An 18,925-nucleotide genomic window follows, 5' to 3' on the forward strand; every position below is an offset into this window, starting at 1 on the left:
ATTTTGAACATTCGAATTTTGGATTTGGTGCTTGTTTAAAAATTAGGATTTCTGATTTAGGATTTTCACGCTGTGTCCTCCAAACTCCTGCCGCAGCGCCGCGACCACTTTGTGCGCGAAACCGTCCTTGCACTGCCGCGAGCGCGCGCGCTCCTGAAGCGCAGCCTTAATGGCCGGCACACGCACGCCACGTCGCTTTGCTTCTTCAACCGTCCAATTCCCCGTCGTCCCTCCCTCAACATACGGCGCAATGCGTCTGAATCCTGGATTTTTGAGCGCATCTCTCGCCCATGCGATTAACCGCGAATCAATAATGCTCTTCTTCGTCCACACGTCAGCGACCTCGGCAAGTTTTAATTTAAAAAGTGATCCGTGCAATACCGCCAAGCCTTCACCAATCGCTTCCATCATCCCCACCTCAATGCCATTGTGCACGGTCTTTACCAAATGTCCGGCGCCTGAGGCTCCGCAATAAAGATAGCCCCCTCGAGGACGGCTCATAATCTTTAATAAGGGTTCAAGCATCTTGAAAGCTTTTTTCTCTCCTCCCGCCATAAAACACCATCCGTTGCGCGCGCCGCTTGTACCCCCGCTCGTGCCAATGTCCAGAAAATATATCCCTTTGCGCTTTAATGCCTTTGCCCGCCGCTGAGAATCAAGATAATTAGAATTCCCCCCGTCAATCACAATATCACCCTTTCGTAACTGACCAACTAATAAACTGATTAACTGAGTAACTGGCCTACCCTGCGGCACCATGAGCCAAATGATCTTCCTCCCTTTAAGCCGTGAGGCTGCATCCCGCGCTGACGACGCAATCACCGCACCTGCCCGCTTCAGGGCAGGATAGGCTTGAGAAGAGCGGTTATACGCCACCACGCTCACTCCATTCTTCAGGAGACGGAGCGCCATCGCCCCGCCCATTTTTCCAAGTCCTATAAATCCAATGGTCATACGCGTATTTTTTAGGCTTTGGGTGACACGTCGAGTACTATTTTCAGCTGGTTCGGATCCTGCAAGTCAAACGCTTTGGAGAAATCCTTCAGAGGAAACCGATGGGAAATGGCCCGTGTGAGGATGTGGTGATAATGCTCTTCAATCTCCTGCACCATGGCAACCGCCTTCTTGAAATGCTCGCGGTTCCCGTTCACGCTCCCGATAATCACCTGATTCTGCCTGACTATTTGCCGCAGAAGAAGGTCCGCGTCAAACTCCTCATTCCTCCCAGACACCCGCGGCACGCCGGTCATGAGGTAGATCGCGTTCCTGCTCATCACCGGGATAAAATCAATGGCGAGCTTGCTCGCGCCTGACGCTTCAAAGATAAGGTCAATCCGATCAATGCCCTGCGCCACCTGTTGGGCGGTGAACGCATTGCCGTCAATATAACTTGCGCCAAGTTCCTTGATGAATTGCACTTTGATATTATCCTCCGGCACAATCTCCACGTTATAAAGCTCCATACCGTGAAGCGCGAGTACCGCGGTTGCCAAAAATCCGAGAGGTCCTGCGCCAATCACAATGCCCTTCTTGCACCCTCCCCAATCTGTCGTGCCCCAACCATGCTGACGGTGGGGGCAGAAAAACGGCACACGCTGCTGGATCATGAGCATCTGCTCCATCGCCTTCATGATGATACTCATGGGCTCAATCCACACGCTGATAGGACCAAGATCTTTGGGAATCGTGACAAGATGATGCGCGTGCTCCACGACATACTCCGTCAGAAACCCGTGCAGCTTATGGATGCCCCGCTCCTTATACAGGCCGGTATAGCAGTAATCGCTCTGATGGTTGCGGCACGCGGAACAGATACCGCACCCCCTTCTCACGGTCGGCACCACATAATCCCCGGGCTTTATGTCTTTCACCTCTTTCCCCACCGCTTCTACGACGCCGTAACTCTCGTGCCCCAGCACGAGGAAATCCTCTTGCGCCGGCGCATCCACAAGGTGATGGCGGTACAGCGACTTGTCAGTGCCGTCAATCCCCGTGGCGATTATCTTTATCAATACCTCATCTGGCCGCTCAATGCGGGGCTTGGGGATATCAAAGGCAAATATTCCTGGTTCTTTTAATTTTAATCCCGCGGCAAACATAGGAATAAGAATTTATTATATGCGGTGCGAAGGTTTCAATAGATATACGCAGATATTCTTCAACTGTTTCAGTATATCCTTGTGTTTCCTATTGTACTATACTATCATCAATTTACACCAATCACACCCTCTAACCCATTAATTATGAAACTTTTCATTGATTCAGCCAATCTCGAAGAAATCAAAACCGCGCTATCATGGGGCATGGTGGACGGCTGTACCACCAACCCTACGCTTGCCGCCAAGAACGGCGCTAGCCCCGTTAGAAGTAATCCCGCTCAGCGGGATGCAGTTCCGACGCTGGAACGGACTTCTAACGGGGTAAACGATTTCCTCCCCATCGCGAAGCAAATCCTCTCGCTCGTCCCCGGACCTGTCAGCCTTGAAGTGCTCTCCCAAGACTATGCAGGCATGACGCGGGAAGGAGTGGCGCTCGCAAAACTTGGGAAAAATGTAGTCGTGAAGCTCCCCACCACTATTGAAGGCTTGAAAGCATGCCGTGCGCTCGTCAATAAAAAAATACGCGTCAATATGACGCTGGTATTCTCAGCTCTGCAAGCCTTGCTCGTCGCCAAATCCGGCGCGACCTATGTTTCTCCATTTGTCGGACGGCTGGATGACGCGGGGCACGACGGCAACGAGGTGGTGCAAGAAATTATTGAAATCTACGATAATTATGGATTTAAGACCCAGGTCCTGTATGCCAGCGTCCGCTCACCCTTGCACGTGAAACAAGCGGCGCTCATGGGATGCGACATTGCCACGTGTCCCTTCTCCGTTTTGGAAAAACTGGTCCAGCACCCCTTAACCGACACCGGGCTTAGCAAATTCCTCTCGGACTGGAAAAAGTCAGGGTTGAAACCTCTTGTCTAACTCCCCTAACCCCTCTTACTCTAAGAGGGGTACTCGTTTCTACTCCTCCTCTTGAGATAAGAGGAGGCTGGGTGGAGTTATGAATCAAATAATACAGAACGCCTCGACCGAAAAATCACGATCGAGGCTTTCTTTTTTCGCATGCGCTGGCTACTTCCCGAGTAGACGAAACTTGTCACTATGTACGAGAATCTCCCTCCCCAGTTTCACGAAAACGGAATCTTCGTAGACGTATGTATCCCCATACCGTACGTAGACGAGTTTTAAGTGATGAACACCGGGAGTGGTTAAAATCTCATCCGGCGCATCACCAACCCGCTCGCCGTCAAGGAACATCTGCGCACCGTTCCGGTCGAGGTTCACAAAGACCTTGACACTGATCATGGGAAGCACCGCCGGAACGACTAACTTGATTTGTCCGGATACGACTTCGAATGAAACGTCAGTGCACACCTCGAAGGCGATGGGGATGCCCTTGACGTACCCTACGAATTTTCCACGCTCGACCATCATGACCGAGTCGAACGTGGCCACGGTCTGAGCAACTCCGACGAACGGTATCGACAACGCGAGCACCAACACGAATAAAAAAGCAACGCTTTTCATAACGTACTCCCTTCGTGAGTTTGATGAGTTTGAAATGAATCGATTTTGGGAATTATTTTCACCTCTTTGTACCACGAACTCTCTCTCTCTCTCTGTCAAGTTTAGACGCTGTGAATAATAGCCTATCCATTCCGTCATTCCAGACTTGATCTGGAATCCAGAAAAATATACAAAATCGACGTTTCTTTTGGCTTTCTGGATTCCCGCCTTCGCGGGAATGACAGCTGACGCTGAAAAAGTTTATTAATTTACGTTCCCTAAGACGCGGACATGCGCGGAATGTCTCGCGAGCTTTAACGCGGAACTACGCGGAAATAAAAAAAAGGCCTATGGCCCGATGGTGTGTAATGGCGTTCTAAAGGCTTGTAAGGGCTTCTATTTCAACAGAATCGCTCTCACCGGCGACGCTTCAATGCCGATAATCTTCAATGGCAAGCAGACGAGAGTGTACTTGCCCGGTTTTACTCCCGTCAGATTCACTCCTTCCACTATGGCAACACCCGCGCGCAGTAGACTCTTATGCACGGGATGGCCGGGGTTGCCGCGGCGTTCCACGGAGAGATAATCAACGCCCACTAATTTAATTTTCTTCGCGGCAAGAAATTTGGCGGCATCGTTTCCTATCGCGCCATAGTCCTGATAAAATCTCTTCGTTAATAAATGTTTCCCGTTGCCCAGATTAAAAAGCAGCCGTTCGCCGCGTTTGATATGAAACCGTGCTAAATCCTTTACCTCAACTTCTTTCCTCTTCCCTATATTCAATCTTAAAACCCTGCACGGCCCGACAAGGTTATCTAGCGGAATTGTTTCAAGCGGTTTGCCGGATGACAAAAAATGCGCCGGAGCATCAAGGTGAGTGCCGGTATGCGCGCCGAACGAAAGGTTTGACACCCTGACGCCGTCCTTCGAAAAAGTCCGCACCGGCCGCGTGCGCAATCCCTGTTCTCCCGGCCATACCACGAGCGAGGAAGTAAGCGGTAAGGTTACGTCAATTATTTTCATAAAGAGAAGGTACACGAATTGTACCATTTCGCGGATAAGGAATCAAAGTTAAACATGTGATTTATTACCATAATTTCCCTCTTTTTGGTTGATTTTTTTGTCATTTTAAGGTAGGCTGGTGGCGAGGCTGTCCTATGCCTACTACATTGACCAAACCTATTGCGCAGCTGCTGGATGCATGCCAATCTCCCGAACAGGAAGCGCATAAAGAAACCGTCATCCACGTCGACGAAATGGTATCGCGCGCCGCTTTTTTGTATGAAAAAATCCGCAACGCCGTTGACTACCGTGAAGACCACCTCTTAAGGCGAGGCGCGATAGAGCGGATGCTGAAGCGCCTGCTCGTGCGCGGCGCGAAAAGCGAAGCAGTGGCCAAACCTCTCATCATTGAACTTATCCGTGCGCGCTACCTGAATAATGATGCGCTTCCGGAAAGAATCATCGGTGAAGTCGGGATTATTCTTGAACGCTATATCGCGCTGTGGAATGCCGCGCCCGCGGAAGTGCAGACGAACGCAGACCTTTTTTCTTGGATGCTGGGAGTCGCGGCGCGCGAAGTCGAGGAGGCGGTTGCGCCATCCCCGCATATCGACAAACTCGTGGAATCGATGTACCGGTCGCTGGTGGCGCATATCAAGCTCCCCAGCCGCATGACGGACGAGCGCGAAAAAAATACCCAGCTCTTCATCGCCATCCATCGCGCGCTGGTGCAATCGGATTTGCCCACTATCCGCTACAAACTCTTCGCCATTTACGCGCCGGGATGGAAAACGATCAATCCGGAACAAATCGGCTCATTGGGATGGAACATCGCTGCCATCTCCCAGGCGATAGAACGCGACCTCTCACACCCCGTCGGCGAGTCATTTGCGCGCCATCTCAAAAGATACGCTGCCGCATTCACCGTGCTCCATGACATTATTGAAGAAAAGCCGAAGGAAGCGACCGCAGTCCTTACGAACCCCGCCTCGCTCGAAGATCGGGTGCGGAAAGCATGCCAGCTGCGCTACCGAAAAGCAAAAGAAAAACTGGGCCGTTCCGCAGTGAGGTCCATCATCTTCATCTTCTTTACTAAAATGCTCATCGCCATCGTCCTTGAGATTCCTTATGAAATCTACCTCATTAAGTCCTTTAATCCCATTCCGCTGCTTATCAATATCACCATACCTCCCTTCCTTCTGTTCCTTGTCGCGACCACCACCAAAGTGCCCACCAAAAAAAACACCGAGGCCATTATCGCGACGGTGCGGGACCTCGTGGAAGAAGGGCGCACCATGACCCCTATAGAGATCAAACGCTACTCAAAGCCTATCTTTTCATCCATCATGCTCAGCATCGCCTACCTTACGCTCTATGGCGTGACATTCGGCTTTATTATCTGGGGATTGCGCACGCTCCATTTCAATATCATCTCAGGCGCGCTCTTCCTCCTCTTCTTGTCCCTCGTGTCGTTCTTCGCCATCCGCATCAGGCAAGGGGTGCGCAGGCTGGTGATCATAGAAAGGAAAGAAAATGTATTCACCTTCCTCTTTGACCTCTTTACCATTCCGATCATCCGCGCCGGCCGCTGGATCTCCATCAAGTCCTCAAACATCAATATCTTTGTCTTCGTTCTTGATTTTCTCATCGAAACCCCGTTTAAATCCCTCCTTGACGTCACGGAAGAATTCACGACGTTTATCAAGGAAAAGAAAGAGGAAGTGCTCTAGTGAGAAACTCTAAGTGCTAAGTTCTAAATTCTAAACATGATTCGACAAGCGTTCGACTGAGCTCACGCCGAAGGCTCACCATGACAACCGTCTTTGTCACCCTGAGCCAGACGAAGGGTGTTTGAATTTGAAGCTTGGAACTTTGATTTTTTGCACTCAAACCATGCCGTTACAAACTTATAAAAGGGTCATTATAAAAATTGGCACGGGAGTACTGACGAATAACGACGGCCAACTCGACCGCGCGCAACTGTCGTCTTCATTTGAAGATCTTGCCGGCGTGATCGCGCAGGGTATCCACGCAGTGCTTGTCACCTCGGGAGCGGTCGCGATGGGGAGAAGCGCGCTCACCGTCCCTCCCCGCAACGAGCACAGCCGCCAGGCGTGCGCAGCGATCGGCCAACCGCTGCTGATGCATGCGTACGGGGAGCTGGCGGCGCGCCACGGCCTTACCATTGCCCAGCTTCTTATCACGCGTGAGGATTTTGATAACCGCGCGCGCTATCTCAATATCCGCAATACGCTCCATGCGCTCCTCAACATGAACGTGCTGCCGATTATTAATGAGAATGACGTCGTCGCGGTGGACATCGCAGGGGGCGACGCGTTTGGCGGCAATGATGCGGTGGCCGCCATGGTAGGGCTTCTTATCGACGCAGACCTTCTCTTGATCCTTGGCGAAACGGACGGGGTGCTCGATGCCCCGCCTGAAACCGGAAGGGCGCAGCGCATTCCCGTAGTGGAACAAATAAACGAGGAACTTCTTGGCGTCGTGGGGAAAGACTCACCCTTGGGGAGAGGCGGCATGAAAAGGAAACTGGAAGCGGCCAAACTTGCGACCCATTCAGGCATTGAAACCATTATCGCCAACGGGCGGCAAGAAGGGGTGATCACCAACATCATCCTGCATGCCGCTGACACGGGCACCCGGTGTATGCCCGCGCAAGAAGCACATTCAAGCCGCGGCCGGTGGCTCATCGGAGGCGTGGTGCAAAAAGGTTCGGTCACGGTGGACACGGAAGCCGCCAAGGCGCTCCAAAAGGGAAAAAGCCTTCTCCCGATAGGAATCCTAGAGGTCCAAGGGAATTTCGGACGCGGCGAAGCCATTCGCGTGCTCGATGAACGCGGCGCCAGTATTGCCGTAGGGCTTGCCAATTATGCTTCAGGAGATTTAGATAAAATCAAACGCCTTCCTTCTTCCGAGATTGAAGCGATGCTCGGCTATTCTGCGGGTGATGAAGCGATTCACAAAGACAATCTCGCGCTTACCAACAGTACTTTAACGTATGGGAAATAATTTTTCTCCGCTTACGATTGCACAACGCGCACGGACCGCAAGCCTTGCACTCCAGGCAAGCTCTGCCGTAGTGAGAAGCCGCGCTCTTTTGCTTTCCGCGAGAAACCTTGTACGCCATAAGCGTGCCATTATTGCCGCGAATAAGGCAGACCTCGCGCAGGCAAAGGGAAAAGTGCCGCAGGCGTTTCTTGACCGCCTTTCGCTGAACGCGAAACGGTTCCGGGATATGGAGGAAGCGGTACAAGAAATTGCGCGCCAAAGCGATCCGTTGAATGAGCTCGTGGAGCAGAAGAAACTGAAAAACGGCGTAGTGCTTAAAAAAGTGCGCGTGCCTATCGGCGTGCTTTTTATCATCTATGAAGCCCGCCCCCATGTAACTGCGGACGCCGCTGCTTTAGCGCTCCGCGCAGGAAACGCCGTCATCCTCAAAGGGGGGTCCGAGGCGCGGAGCACCAATCGCCTTATCGCTCAATGTTTCCAACAAGCGCTAAAAAGCGCAGGACTTCCCCTCCATGCCGTGCAATTCATTGATACCGCCGACCGCACCGTCGTGAAAAAACTGTTAAAATGTGCCGACGACATTGACCTTGTCATACCCCGCGGCGGCTATGGCCTCGTGAAGTGGGCGCGCAAGGAATCTGACATTCCTTCGCTTTCCCACGCGGAAGGGCTTGACCATACCTATGTGGATGCGTCTGCGGACATTCCGCTGGCACTCAAGGTGATAGTGAATGCGAAGACGAGCTTCCCTGCAGCCTGCAACTCGCTTGATACCCTCTTGGTGCATAAAAAAATCGCTCCACAATTATTACCATTATTGCAGAATGGGTTAATACCCTATCACGTAGAACTGAGATGTGATACCGCTGCTCTGCGCATTTTCAAATCAAGGAAACCGCCTCTCATATCCCCTCCTTACCAAGGAGGGGAAGGGGAGGTCTCCATAAAAGCGGCAACCGCGAAGGACTGGGATACTGAATATTTAAGTTTAACCATGGGCATTAGAATAGTGCCAAACGTCGACGAAGCAATTGCGCACATCAATGCGCACGGCTCAAAACATTCTGAAGGCATTATCGCGCGCGATAAAAAAACAATCGCGTTATTCAAAAAAAATGTGGATGCAGCAGGTATATTCGTAAATTGCTCCACCCGCCTTCACGACGGCGGCGTCTTCGGGCTTGGGGCGGAAATGGGCATCAACACCGGCAAGCTCCATGCCCGCGGCCCGGTCGGCGCCAGGGAGCTTACGACCTACAAATGGATCGCGGAAGGGAAGGGACAAATTCGCACGTAAGGGTAAACAATCCAGTGTAAAACGCATACGTCACAACTCTAATTACGACAATGCCATAATCATATCCCCCGCTATTAGCAACGATCGTGGTATTTAGGCACAGGTATCTTTTCTAGTTTCCTCCTCCCGTGAAAATATAACTTTCATAACAAACCGCGTAATCATTTAACAGTTTAACAATTTATTTTATGCGCTCAAAAACCGCGCTCAAAATCATCCTCGTCATCGGCCTCGCCGGCTTAACATTCTCCGGTTACTTATCCTACTGGGAACTCCTCCGCGGCACGTGCCAGAACTCGCTCGTCTCCTGCGGCACCGGCGCCGCACCCGTCACCACGTACCTCAAATACCCCGCCTGCGTCTACGGATTCTTCATGTATCTGCTCGTCACTCTCATCGCCATCTTGGGCTTAATAAAAAAAGAACAAGTTCAATAATCTCTCTTCACGCTCACTCATAGAAACCCACTTCTGGCCTATTCCAAAAGTGGGTTTTATCTTTTAATTCATAACTTTTTAAATACCGCTAAAATTGCCCCGCGCTTCAGATGACTACTCCCTCCATCGCCTACTGTCTGCCAATATCTCTCCAATACGAATTGCGGAAACAATCCGCGTAATTGATCGATGGTATAGCTTCTCGTGAGAAAGCGTTCTCTTCCGGCACGCATCTCAACTGCCCTGATCGTGTGTACTTCGGTGATTGCCCACTGCACCACGTCCATGCATTCATCCATAAATTGATACAGCCACGGATTATCCCTATAAAGTTCCAGAGTATAGTCATCATCAATTGCCTGTCTCACGCCTATCACCAGATAATCGCCGGGAACGAGAAACCTCGTGAACATCGCAGCTGCCATTTGCTGGTCAGGAAAATTACTTAAGGTATTACCGATGAGAAAATAAACATACGATTCACCATCTATGCATATTGGTAGCTCCCCTAAATGTTGGAAGTATCCATGCACGCCACGACTGAGTATTGCTCCCTTAGATTCAGGCCGCACTGACTTGCTTACCTGATACACTCCCGCAAAAAAATAATCAAGAAATAACGAATTAAGATCAATCGCTTCTACGAGTAAGGGCTTACTGTTATCCGCAGAAACCACACAATATTCAACGATTTTTATTTCTACGTCCCCCGTGCCAACTCCCAAGAAAGACATTACTCTTCCGTGTGTCCTACGATTGAGCCACGGGAGTGCCTTCTCTATTAACGGCAACTCCTGCAAAACCGAACTATATGGATTGACACAGGCAGGAAGTGCGAGCCAAAAAACGCCGCGTTTCTCAAAATGTTCCTCCACGGCACTCCTGTCCCAATATTCGCCAAGTTGCGTATACCGAGGAATGCTTTGCGCCTTGATTTTCTCAAATAATACTTGCGCCGGCTCAAATCCGCCTATTCTCGTAGGAACGCCCTCTGAGCACAGGTGATTATTTCCTTCGCTATTTACAATATTTACCATACGGCGTAGTATATCTCTGTTAATTATTTCGACAATAAAATTTTATTTATTTCGCTAAAATTAAAGAAAATTAACCACCTCCAACTTATTATGTAGAAATAAATTACAACTATATGCGCCATATAGAATCCATCCTTCATACCCTCGGATTCAATAAAAAAGAAGCAAGGGTGTACCTTGCTTCCCTAAGGCTCGGACAAGCGCCTGCGAGTGAAATCGCGCGGGAAGTAACTCTTAACCGCGTGACTACCTATGAGGTGCTCAAGCGTCTGGTACACAGAGGCCTCGCCTCGGTTACAGAACAAAAACACGTAAAATATTTCAGCGTCTTGGGGCCTGACAAGCTTTTCCAGCATTTCAAAACGAATATGGATGCACTGCAACAACACATGAAAGAACTCCTCTCCCTCACGCAAGGGAAAGGAGCGCGGCCGCGGGTCTCTTTCTATGAGGGCGCAGAAGGCTTGCGGGACGTCTACCGCGATTTTCACGCCTACCGCAATAGCGAAGCGCTCTCTTTTACCAACTGCAGAGCGCTCTACGAAGGAATAGGCAAAAATTTCCTGTACCAAACCTACAAGAACCGACAGGCGCTCGGCATCACCGTGAGATCTCTCTGCCCTGACAATCCTGAAGATATTGCAGAGCAGCGGCAAGACGCGCGCGCGTCACGCCGCATCAAATTATTTCCCCACGAGAAATACCGCATCCCCAACGAAATGATCGTGTATGCGGATAAAGTGGCGCTCATGTCTTTCACCGACAAAATATCTATCGTGATAGAAAATAAAGAAATCGCAGAATCACTGCGAACGATCTGGCACATGGTTTGGGATCGGTACTAAACGCTTTCGTTATAATATTTAACGTCGCATGGTTTTGATTACTTTGCCGAGGATGCCATCCGCATTATCTCCCTCTTCATCGATATCTATCATGCCTGCATCGTCGCCCCCGCCGTCTTCGATCATCCACCGCTGGTAGACCTTTTTAGGTAATTCGCGCACAAAGAGCGAAGGGCGGCCGAGGAGGTAGCCTGAAGACAGATATGAGGTTTCAGGATAGGTGAGGATGAGCTCTTCCTGCGCCCTCGTCACCGCAACGTAAAAAAGCCGCCGCTCTTCTTCCAGCTCCTTTCCCCGCTCAAGCGTGCGCGCATTGGGAAAATGCCCGTCCACCAATCCAATAACAAACACTGTCTTCCACTCAAGGCCTTTCGCCTGATGGATGGTGGAAAGTATCAGTTTGTCCTCATCCTGCGCCATGGACGCCCCCTTCACTTCTCCGCGGAATCCCTCGCCCAACGCCGCATCCGCGAGAAGCGCGGACAAGTCCTGATAGCGGTTCGCAAAATTGGCAAGCGTTTCCAAATCAAGGATCCTCTCTTCCGCATCGTCAAACGCATCCTTTGCATATTCCCGATAACGGCGCGCCAAGACTGCAGTAATAATCTCACCCGGCCCTTTAACCGCGGATATGGCAAATGCCCGCAGATCATCCCATACTTCTCCCACGCCCCGCTCAACGCGGGAAGAAAGACCCTGCATTTCCTTCATCTCATCAGCGATCGTGAGATATTGATCAGGCGACTGTTTCACCAGGCGCCAAATGCGGTCTGCGGTTTGCGCGCCGATGCCTTCGTAGAGCTGCAGCACCCTGCGCCACGCAAGCTCATCTGCAGGGTTTGCCAAAATCCTCACATACCCCAGCACGTCTTTGATATGCGCCTGCTCAAAATATCTTAAACCTCCCCGCTTCAGGTAAGGAATATCGTGTTTGGCAAGCTCAAGCTCAAGCTCGAGCGTCTGATGCGACGCGCGGAACAGCACCGCCATGTCATGGAGGCTCATGTGCGCTTCTGCGCGCGCGAGCACCTGCGCGACCACATAGGACGCCTGAGCTTCAGGATCCGGCGCGGATGCCAAAAGAGGCACGATGCCTGACTTGCGCGAAGTGCGCAGCTCTTTTTTATAACGTGCGGAGTTATGCCGGATGCTCTCGTTCGCAAGAGTGAGTATCTCCGGCCGGGACCGGTAATTTGTTTCAAGGCGAAACACTTTCGCCTTGGGATAGCGGTCGGTAAATTCCAAAATATTCCCTATGTCAGCGGCGCGGAATGAGTAAATCGACTGCGCGTCATCGCCCACCACCAGGAGATTCCCATGCACCGAGGCGAGCAAGTGGGTAATCCCCGCCTGCAGGCGGTTCGTATCCTGGTACTCGTCCACCAGCACGTACTTGAACCGCGACGAGAGCTTTTCCCGCACCTGCGGGAATTGTTCCAGCAGCCGCAGGAGATTCACCAAGAGATCGTCAAAATCCATCGCGTTCATCGCGCGCTTCTTCTCCTCATAGGCGCGCGCAAACTCGGGGAAAAAATTCTTAAATTTTATAAACTGCGGATAATGGTCATCTATCGCGTGTTCAATCGATATGCCGCTGTTGGCGGCAAAGGAGAGCACGCGGCGGACGGCGTCTGCTTTCGGGAATACGCTGCCGGCGGCGTGAGGCCCTTCTGTTACCAGAACTGACCGCATCAGCCGCTCCGCGTCATCCTCGTCCAAAATCTGGAATTGGGGCTTGAAATCAAGCTTCCCCGCATACACGCGCAGGATGCGGTTGGCGATATGATGGAAAGTGCCGCCCCATAAGCCCTTCACCTCGCCCTTCACGAGCGCGGCGGCGCGGGACAGCATGGCATGCGCTGCCTTATTCGTAAACGTCAATAGCAGGATGCGGTCGGCAGGCGTGCCGTGCGCGATGAGCCACGCCACCCGATACACCAGCGTCCGCGTCTTGCCGGAACCCGCGCCCGCGAGCACGAGACAAGGCCCCTCCGCATCCCGCACCACGGCGAATTGTTCAGAATTGAGTTCATTTTTATAATCAATGTCCGCACGCTCCCTCGAAAGGGGTCCCGCGTGTCGTTGACTGCTTTGTACATCCATGGTGTTAAGTGGTATAGTATTAATGAAACTATTATACCTTAATTTTGAATTTTTCATTGTTTTAAGGTATATACCCGCTAAATTTTGTCCCACCTATCGCGGGCGACAGATTAAATATCTTCAAAAACGAAAACTTATTAATAACGCACGTACTACGTGCAAAACTTAGGCGGGTATGACTCCTTCCATTGACACCATCTTTAAACACGCGGTGGACGAGGGCGCCTCCGACATCCATCTCATGGTCGGCAAGCCCCCCATCATCCGCATTGACGGCCTCCTGAAAGATACCGACTTTCCCCTCCTCTCCCATAAAGTCATCGACGACCTCATCTCCTCAATGCTCAATGAGCACCAGCGGGAGATTTTTCTTTCAGAGAAGGAGTTTGATTTTTCCTATGAACTGCCAAACGTCTCCCGGTTCCGCGTCAACCTCCATGTGGAGCGGGGAAATCCCGCGCTCGCGGCGCGCGTGGTGTCCGCGCGCATCCCCACCATGGAAGACCTCCTGATGCCGGAAGTGGTCTATGAGCTGGTGCGCCTGCCGCAAGGGTTAATTCTCGTGACCGGCCCCACCGGCTGCGGCAAATCAACGTCGCTTGCGGCCATGGTCAACCTTATTAATGCGGAACGCCGCGCCCATATCATCACCTTGGAAGACCCGATTGAATTTTTGCACACGAGCGACAAATCCATCATCAAGCAAAGGCAATACGGCACTGATTTCCTTTCGTTCGCGGAAGCGCTGAAACATGTCCTGCGCCAGGATCCCAATGTTATCATGGTGGGCGAAATGCGCGATTTGGAAACGGTCGCGGCAACCATCACGCTCGCGGAGACCGGCCATCTCGTGCTTGCCACCCTTCATACCTTGAACGCGGCGCAGACCGTCGACCGCATCATAGACATCTTCCCGCCCTACCAGCAAACCCAAGTGCGGCTTCAGCTCTCCCTTTCCCTGCGGGGTGTCATCTCGCAGCAGCTCCTCCCGAAAAAAGGTGCGGGCCGCGTGGCATCACGGGAAATCCTCATAAATAATCCCGCAGTATCGAACCTCATCCGCGAAAATAAAATCGCCCAGATCAAATCCGTGATACAAACCTCAGCGGAAGACGGCATGGTGACCATGGATCAGGACCTGAAACGGCTCTATAAGGAACGCGTGATTGAACACGAGGTGGCGGTCGCCCACATGCTCGACCCGCACCTGCTCGATTAGTCTTAAAATTAAAATGGAGAATCATTCAGTGTATTTCCGTATAAACTTCGGGTATTTCCGTGAGAGAAGCTTATACACTGAATGCACACGGAACTTCCACTGAACGACACTGAAAAAATAATTCATCCTTGTCTTTAAATATATGCCTCCCCGCACTGCACCCCATCCCGCGCACCACGAGGCGCTTGCCGCGCTCCGCACCCTGCCCCTTGCTACAGGACTTTCAGAAGGGGAGCTTGCAACCTTGTCTGAATACCTGACCTCTGCCAGTTACCCGAAGGGGAAAGTGGTATTCGAGCAGGGAGGAAGGCGCGATGCGCTTCTCCTTATCACGCAAGGGCGCCTTTCTATCTATAAAGAATTTGGCGATGCGCCGGAAGTGTTTGCCGTGCTCCATCCCGGCAATTTCTGCTGCGAAGAAGCGCTTACTGACCAACGCTCTGTCCATTCAAAAAGCGGCCAAGCGCTTGATGAACTGAAAACGCTTGAGCTTACCTACACCGCGTTTCGAGCGCTGTCATCAGAGCACCCGCGCCTGGCCATATTTCTCCTTGAAAAACTCCTGCAATCGGTGGCCGAGAGGCTCCACCATACTGATAATAGGCTCATTACTCTCTACCACACCGGCCGCATCATCAGCATCACGCTTCCCCTTGAAGAAATGGGGCGCCAGATCCTCGCCGCGCTCCATGAGGTGATCCGCGCAAAGCGCTCGCTCTTCGTGTCATTCCTCCCGTCCCTCAACCGCATCCTGCTTCTCGCGCATTATGGATTCGCCGTCCCGCCTTTCGGCGGCGAGGACCACATCCCATTAAGCCAAGATCCGGTGCTCGGGCTCATCGCCGCAAATAACGCGACCATCCTGGTCACGAGAGACAGCCCTTTGCCTCATACCGTCGACGTGGCGTACACGAGCCCCTCCATGGTAGGCGTACCGATCAAGGAGGAGGGGAAAACCATAGGCGCGATCCTGATGCTCGATAAGCAGAACGATGAATTTAATCTTAATAATGTGATGCTCCTTGAAATCGTCGCGCGGCAAATCGCCGGCGCCATTACCGAAGGGGAAGCGCTCCACCGCCATCAGGCAGAGGAGGAGCTCAAAAGAGTTTACATCAGACCATTTTAAAACTGGAAAATGAATAGGGGACACACTGATCCATCCCTTGGGGGTGGATTTGATTTTTTGAGCATATCGTTATACACTGCTGCCGCGCCCTCGTGGTGAAATGGATATCACAACAGGCTTCGGACCTGTTGTTGGGGGTTCGAATCCCTCCGAGGGCATAGTGGTTCGCCCGATCATACGATCGGGCGTCAGGTCGCATGACCTGACGACTCCCTCCGGACGCACTAATAAAATGGTGGAAAACATTTATTAACCATAAATTAATATTTAAAGCTAAAAATTATATGAATACGAATCAAAAAGGTTTTATTAATAATATTTTAGTCGTAGTAATTATTGTGCTCGTCGTAGGGGTAGCTGGCTATTTTGCTATTATAAAAAAGCCGGAACCGATTACTCAACAACCAGTACCAACTCTGACTCAAACGACCGCCCCAACAAATACTCTTGTAGTTCCGACACCGACAACAATAGATGAAACTGCAAATTGGACAATATACAATAACCCTGGGTTAAATTTTTCAATTAATTATCCTAATGACTTTCAGCTTACAGAGGATAATGCGACGAGTAAATTGTTTTCTGGTACAGATGGGCATTTTTGGATTTTTGTAGAAAATAATACAAAAAATTTGGATGCGGCCGGAATAAAGGATGACTATTACAAACATGATGAATATGGGTATCAATATCAAGATACTTTTGTCAAAGTTGCAGGCGCTAATGCATACAAGCAGGGACGATATGATTTAGGTGTCATAGAAAGATATTATATTCCAAAAAATGGCAAGATTTATAAGGTTGGATTTGAATTTAACTTCGACACTCCTAATCAAAACATAAAAGAAAATAAAATAAATTTGATAAGAAATATAATCTCGACCTTTAAGTTTGAAAATTAAGTTTGTTTTTCTGAATTGTAAAAGAGTTTGCCACAAAAAAACTTGTCATGCCAGAGGCAGATCCGCCTCCGGCGGAAAATTGTCAGCGGTGCGGCTCCGCCGCACCCTGCATTTTTTACGGAGGGTTCTCGCCGCCGCAGGCGGTGAAAGCGGTTCGCACTAATCCAAAAATAGAGCAAATGAAACATATGGAATGGCTGAATGTTATTTTTCTCATTGGCTCTACAGACATTTATGGGAGTAATCCACGGTACCTCGAAGCGCGGCATTAGTACTTTATCCCCCTCATAATATAAGAGGGGTGTGGGGAGTTATGAGTGTTGCGTGAAAAAGGCTTTTGTGTGACAAAAAAGAGGCAGGCCCGTTCATTTATAACTCACCCCCTCCCTTATCTTAAGGGAGGGAATTAGCAGGTCGCTCACCGTACCCCTCTTACTAACAGAAAAGTCAGATGAAACCATAAATCAAAGAAGGATTGCATGAATCATAAGATATTGATAGAGTAGGTGTTGTGGGTCGCTAGCTCAATTGGCAGAGCAGGGGCCTCTTAAGCCCAAGGTTCTGGGTCCGATTCCCAGGCGACCCACCATTTCTACCATAAACGGCGCAAGCCGTTTCTTTGTTTGTCAAACACCTGCATTACCCGCTACAATGCATATATCATAAACTATCTGCGTGAATCCGCGTTCGACCGCATTACGGTACCAACTCTGTGTAAAACGGATGCAATTGCGGCCGACCATCTGCGTTAATCTGCGTAAAATTTTTCTTGTATCTTGTTATGCTTACCCATACGGCTAAACCACTTGTCCTCATCATCCGTGACGGATGGGGCGTCGCGCCTCCCGGCCCGGGAAACGCCGTAGCGCTCTCGCGCACGCCGCACCATGACGAGTACCGCAAAAAATACCCGTTCGCGCTCCTTGAAGCGTCAGGCGAGTCAATCGGCCTCCCGCCAGGTTTCCATGGAAATTCCGAAGTGGGGCACCTTACCATGGGCGCCGGCAGGCCTGTCAAACAAGAGCTCACCTTTATCCACGAGGAAATTGCCTCTGGCGCTTTTTTCCGTAATAAAAAACTCATCGATGCATTCGCCTCGTGCCGCGATAAGGGAAAAACACTCCACCTCATCGGCATCCTGCAGGACGCCGGCGTACACGCGCATGAGGAGCATCTCTGGGCGCTCCTCACCCTTGCGCAGCAACAACGCGTCGAACGTATGTATGTGCACGTACTTGCCGACGGCAGAGACTCGCCGCCGCGCAGCGTACTCACGTTTTTAAAAAAACTGTCTGCACGTTTCCCTTCAGTGCCTGTGGGCACGGTCGCCGGGCGCTACTGGCTCGACCGCGCAGGCCATTGGCCGCTCATAGAAACGCTCTATCGCGCCCTTGTCTTCGGCGAAGCGCTTACCGCTAAAACCGCGGAAGACGCCGTCCAGAATGCGTACCGCAATCACCGCACGCCAGACGGACAGCCCATGGTCGATGAATATATTCCTCCTTACCGCATTGGAAATTTTGAAAAAATAGAAGAAGATGATACCGTCTTCTTTTTCAACTTCCGCCAAGATCGCATGATTCAGCTCACCAAAGCATTTGTGGAACGTAGGTATGGAGGCCCGCCTGTGCGTTTCATCGCCCTCACGCGCCCCTATGACGAATTTCATAATTTTATATTTGCCCCTCATGAAGAAACGCAGACGCTCTCTCCCGTGCTGGGGGAAGTTTTAAGCGCCCATAACGTGCGACAACTGCGCATCGCGGACAGCCAGAAATTCCGCCATGTAACCAGTTTCTTAAACGGCAAGCGCATTACACCGTTCCCGGGCGAGGATCGGCTGGAAATAAAAGTAGGGCCTTCTGCCCAGTACCGGGAACGGCCCGACATGGGAGCCATTGAAATCGCGGCAATCGCTCCTCCGGTCATCCGCCATAGCGTTTATGATCTTATTATTATTAATTTTGCCAACTGCGACATGGTGGGGCACGTGGGTGACCTTCCGCTCGCGGTAAAAACAGTGGGTATCGTGGACCGCTGCGTGGGCGCGCTCGTGGAGGCCGCGCTTCTCTCGGGAGGCGAAGCGCTCTTAACTGCTGACCACGGCAACATCGAGCAAATGCATTATAATGGCGACCAAAATGCGGTCTGCACGGCGCATTCCGCAAATCCCGTGGAATGCTTCTATATTTCCCACACCCCCCAAGGCACGCTCTCGCCGCAGGGATTCCTTTCAAGCATCGCGCCTACGGTGTTGGATCTGCTTGGTATTCCCATCCCTCCCGAGATGACGAGCCCGAGTCTTCTGGTAAGAAATAATATAAGTTGAGTCACGCCACAAATCATGATACTATGCATAAGTCAATTCAG

The 18,925-nt window shown here is 51.1% G+C and carries 17 protein-coding genes and 2 tRNA genes; 13 read left to right on the forward strand and 6 right to left on the reverse strand.

Annotation, left to right across the window (positions count from 1 at the left end; genetic code table 11):
* Positions 1-42 precede the first annotated feature (42 nt).
* The gene (gene gnd / locus WC659_02305) at positions 43-954 is read right to left on the reverse strand and encodes a decarboxylating 6-phosphogluconate dehydrogenase (GenBank protein ID MFA4872745.1); all 912 of its coding nucleotides are present in this window, start codon (positions 952-954) and stop codon (positions 43-45) included.
* Between the two features lie 11 nt (positions 955-965).
* A complete protein-coding gene (locus WC659_02310) occupies positions 966-2,099 on the reverse strand; it encodes an alcohol dehydrogenase catalytic domain-containing protein (GenBank protein MFA4872746.1) in 1,134 nt (377 codons plus the stop codon).
* 144 nt (positions 2,100-2,243) lie between these two features.
* Here WC659_02310 and WC659_02315 point away from each other — a divergent pair, with 144 nt between their 5' ends.
* A complete protein-coding gene (locus WC659_02315) occupies positions 2,244-2,972 on the forward strand; it encodes a transaldolase family protein (GenBank protein MFA4872747.1) in 729 nt (242 codons plus the stop codon).
* A 150-nt stretch (positions 2,973-3,122) separates the two neighbouring features.
* On the opposite strand, the gene WC659_02320 is transcribed toward WC659_02315, so the two are convergent.
* On the reverse strand, positions 3,123-3,578 hold the full coding sequence (locus tag WC659_02320) for a hypothetical protein (GenBank protein MFA4872748.1): 456 nt from the start codon (positions 3,576-3,578) through the stop codon (positions 3,123-3,125).
* A 375-nt stretch (positions 3,579-3,953) separates the two neighbouring features.
* Positions 3,954-4,580, reverse strand: a complete 627-nt coding sequence (locus WC659_02325; GenBank protein MFA4872749.1) for a cyclase family protein — start codon at positions 4,578-4,580, stop codon at positions 3,954-3,956.
* Between the two features lie 134 nt (positions 4,581-4,714).
* On the opposite strand from WC659_02325, the gene WC659_02330 reads away from it, so the two are divergent.
* From WC659_02330 to WC659_02345, 4 genes are all read left to right on the forward strand, one after another.
* The gene (locus WC659_02330; GenBank protein ID MFA4872750.1) at positions 4,715-6,289 is read left to right on the forward strand and encodes a hypothetical protein; all 1,575 of its coding nucleotides are present in this window, start codon (positions 4,715-4,717) and stop codon (positions 6,287-6,289) included.
* Positions 6,290-6,452: 163 nt separating this feature from the next.
* A complete protein-coding gene (gene proB, locus WC659_02335) occupies positions 6,453-7,586 on the forward strand; it encodes a glutamate 5-kinase (GenBank protein ID MFA4872751.1) in 1,134 nt (377 codons plus the stop codon).
* On the forward strand, positions 7,576-8,883 hold the full coding sequence (locus WC659_02340; GenBank protein MFA4872752.1) for a glutamate-5-semialdehyde dehydrogenase: 1,308 nt from the start codon (positions 7,576-7,578) through the stop codon (positions 8,881-8,883). Before proB ends, WC659_02340 begins: the two co-directional genes overlap by 11 nt.
* A gap of 188 nt (positions 8,884-9,071) precedes the next feature.
* Positions 9,072-9,320: a vitamin K epoxide reductase family protein gene (locus WC659_02345; protein ID MFA4872753.1), complete on the forward strand. Its 249-nt coding sequence runs from the start codon at positions 9,072-9,074 to the stop codon at positions 9,318-9,320.
* 68 nt (positions 9,321-9,388) lie between these two features.
* On the opposite strand, the gene WC659_02350 is transcribed toward WC659_02345, so the two are convergent.
* Positions 9,389-10,357, reverse strand: a complete 969-nt coding sequence (locus WC659_02350) for a hypothetical protein (protein ID MFA4872754.1) — start codon at positions 10,355-10,357, stop codon at positions 9,389-9,391.
* Positions 10,358-10,470: 113 nt separating this feature from the next.
* Here WC659_02350 and WC659_02355 point away from each other — a divergent pair, with 113 nt between their 5' ends.
* A complete protein-coding gene (locus tag WC659_02355) occupies positions 10,471-11,202 on the forward strand; it encodes a helix-turn-helix domain-containing protein (GenBank protein MFA4872755.1) in 732 nt (243 codons plus the stop codon).
* Positions 11,203-11,220: 18 nt separating this feature from the next.
* Here the strand turns inward: WC659_02355 and WC659_02360 are convergent, their stop codons facing one another.
* Positions 11,221-13,305 (reverse strand): ATP-dependent helicase, encoded by a 2,085-nt coding sequence (locus WC659_02360; protein MFA4872756.1) that lies wholly within the window; start codon positions 13,303-13,305, stop codon positions 11,221-11,223.
* A 175-nt stretch (positions 13,306-13,480) separates the two neighbouring features.
* Between WC659_02360 and WC659_02365 the strand changes: the two genes are divergently transcribed.
* From WC659_02365 to gpmI, 7 genes are all read left to right on the forward strand, one after another.
* Complete coding sequence (locus tag WC659_02365) at positions 13,481-14,524, forward strand: type IV pilus twitching motility protein PilT (GenBank protein ID MFA4872757.1); 1,044 nt, start codon at positions 13,481-13,483, stop codon at positions 14,522-14,524.
* A 142-nt stretch (positions 14,525-14,666) separates the two neighbouring features.
* Complete coding sequence (locus tag WC659_02370; protein ID MFA4872758.1) at positions 14,667-15,653, forward strand: cyclic nucleotide-binding domain-containing protein; 987 nt, start codon at positions 14,667-14,669, stop codon at positions 15,651-15,653.
* Between the two features lie 86 nt (positions 15,654-15,739).
* Positions 15,740-15,811, forward strand: a tRNA-Arg gene (locus WC659_02375).
* 126 nt (positions 15,812-15,937) lie between these two features.
* The gene (locus tag WC659_02380) at positions 15,938-16,555 is read left to right on the forward strand and encodes a hypothetical protein (GenBank protein ID MFA4872759.1); all 618 of its coding nucleotides are present in this window, start codon (positions 15,938-15,940) and stop codon (positions 16,553-16,555) included.
* A 47-nt stretch (positions 16,556-16,602) separates the two neighbouring features.
* Positions 16,603-16,827 carry a hypothetical protein gene (locus WC659_02385; GenBank protein ID MFA4872760.1) on the forward strand — a complete coding sequence of 75 codons (225 nt, stop codon included), beginning with the start codon at positions 16,603-16,605 and terminating at the stop codon, positions 16,825-16,827.
* 241 nt (positions 16,828-17,068) lie between these two features.
* Positions 17,069-17,144, forward strand: a tRNA-Lys gene (locus WC659_02390).
* Between the two features lie 192 nt (positions 17,145-17,336).
* Positions 17,337-18,884, forward strand: coding sequence for a 2,3-bisphosphoglycerate-independent phosphoglycerate mutase (gene gpmI, locus WC659_02395; protein ID MFA4872761.1), 1,548 nt, complete (start codon positions 17,337-17,339; stop codon positions 18,882-18,884).
* The last annotated feature ends 41 nt before the right edge of the window (positions 18,885-18,925 follow it).

This window comes from Patescibacteria group bacterium, from assembly GCA_041645165.1.
In the GTDB taxonomy this organism is placed as follows: domain Bacteria; phylum Patescibacteriota; class Patescibacteriia; order 2-02-FULL-49-11; family 2-02-FULL-49-11; genus 2-02-FULL-49-11.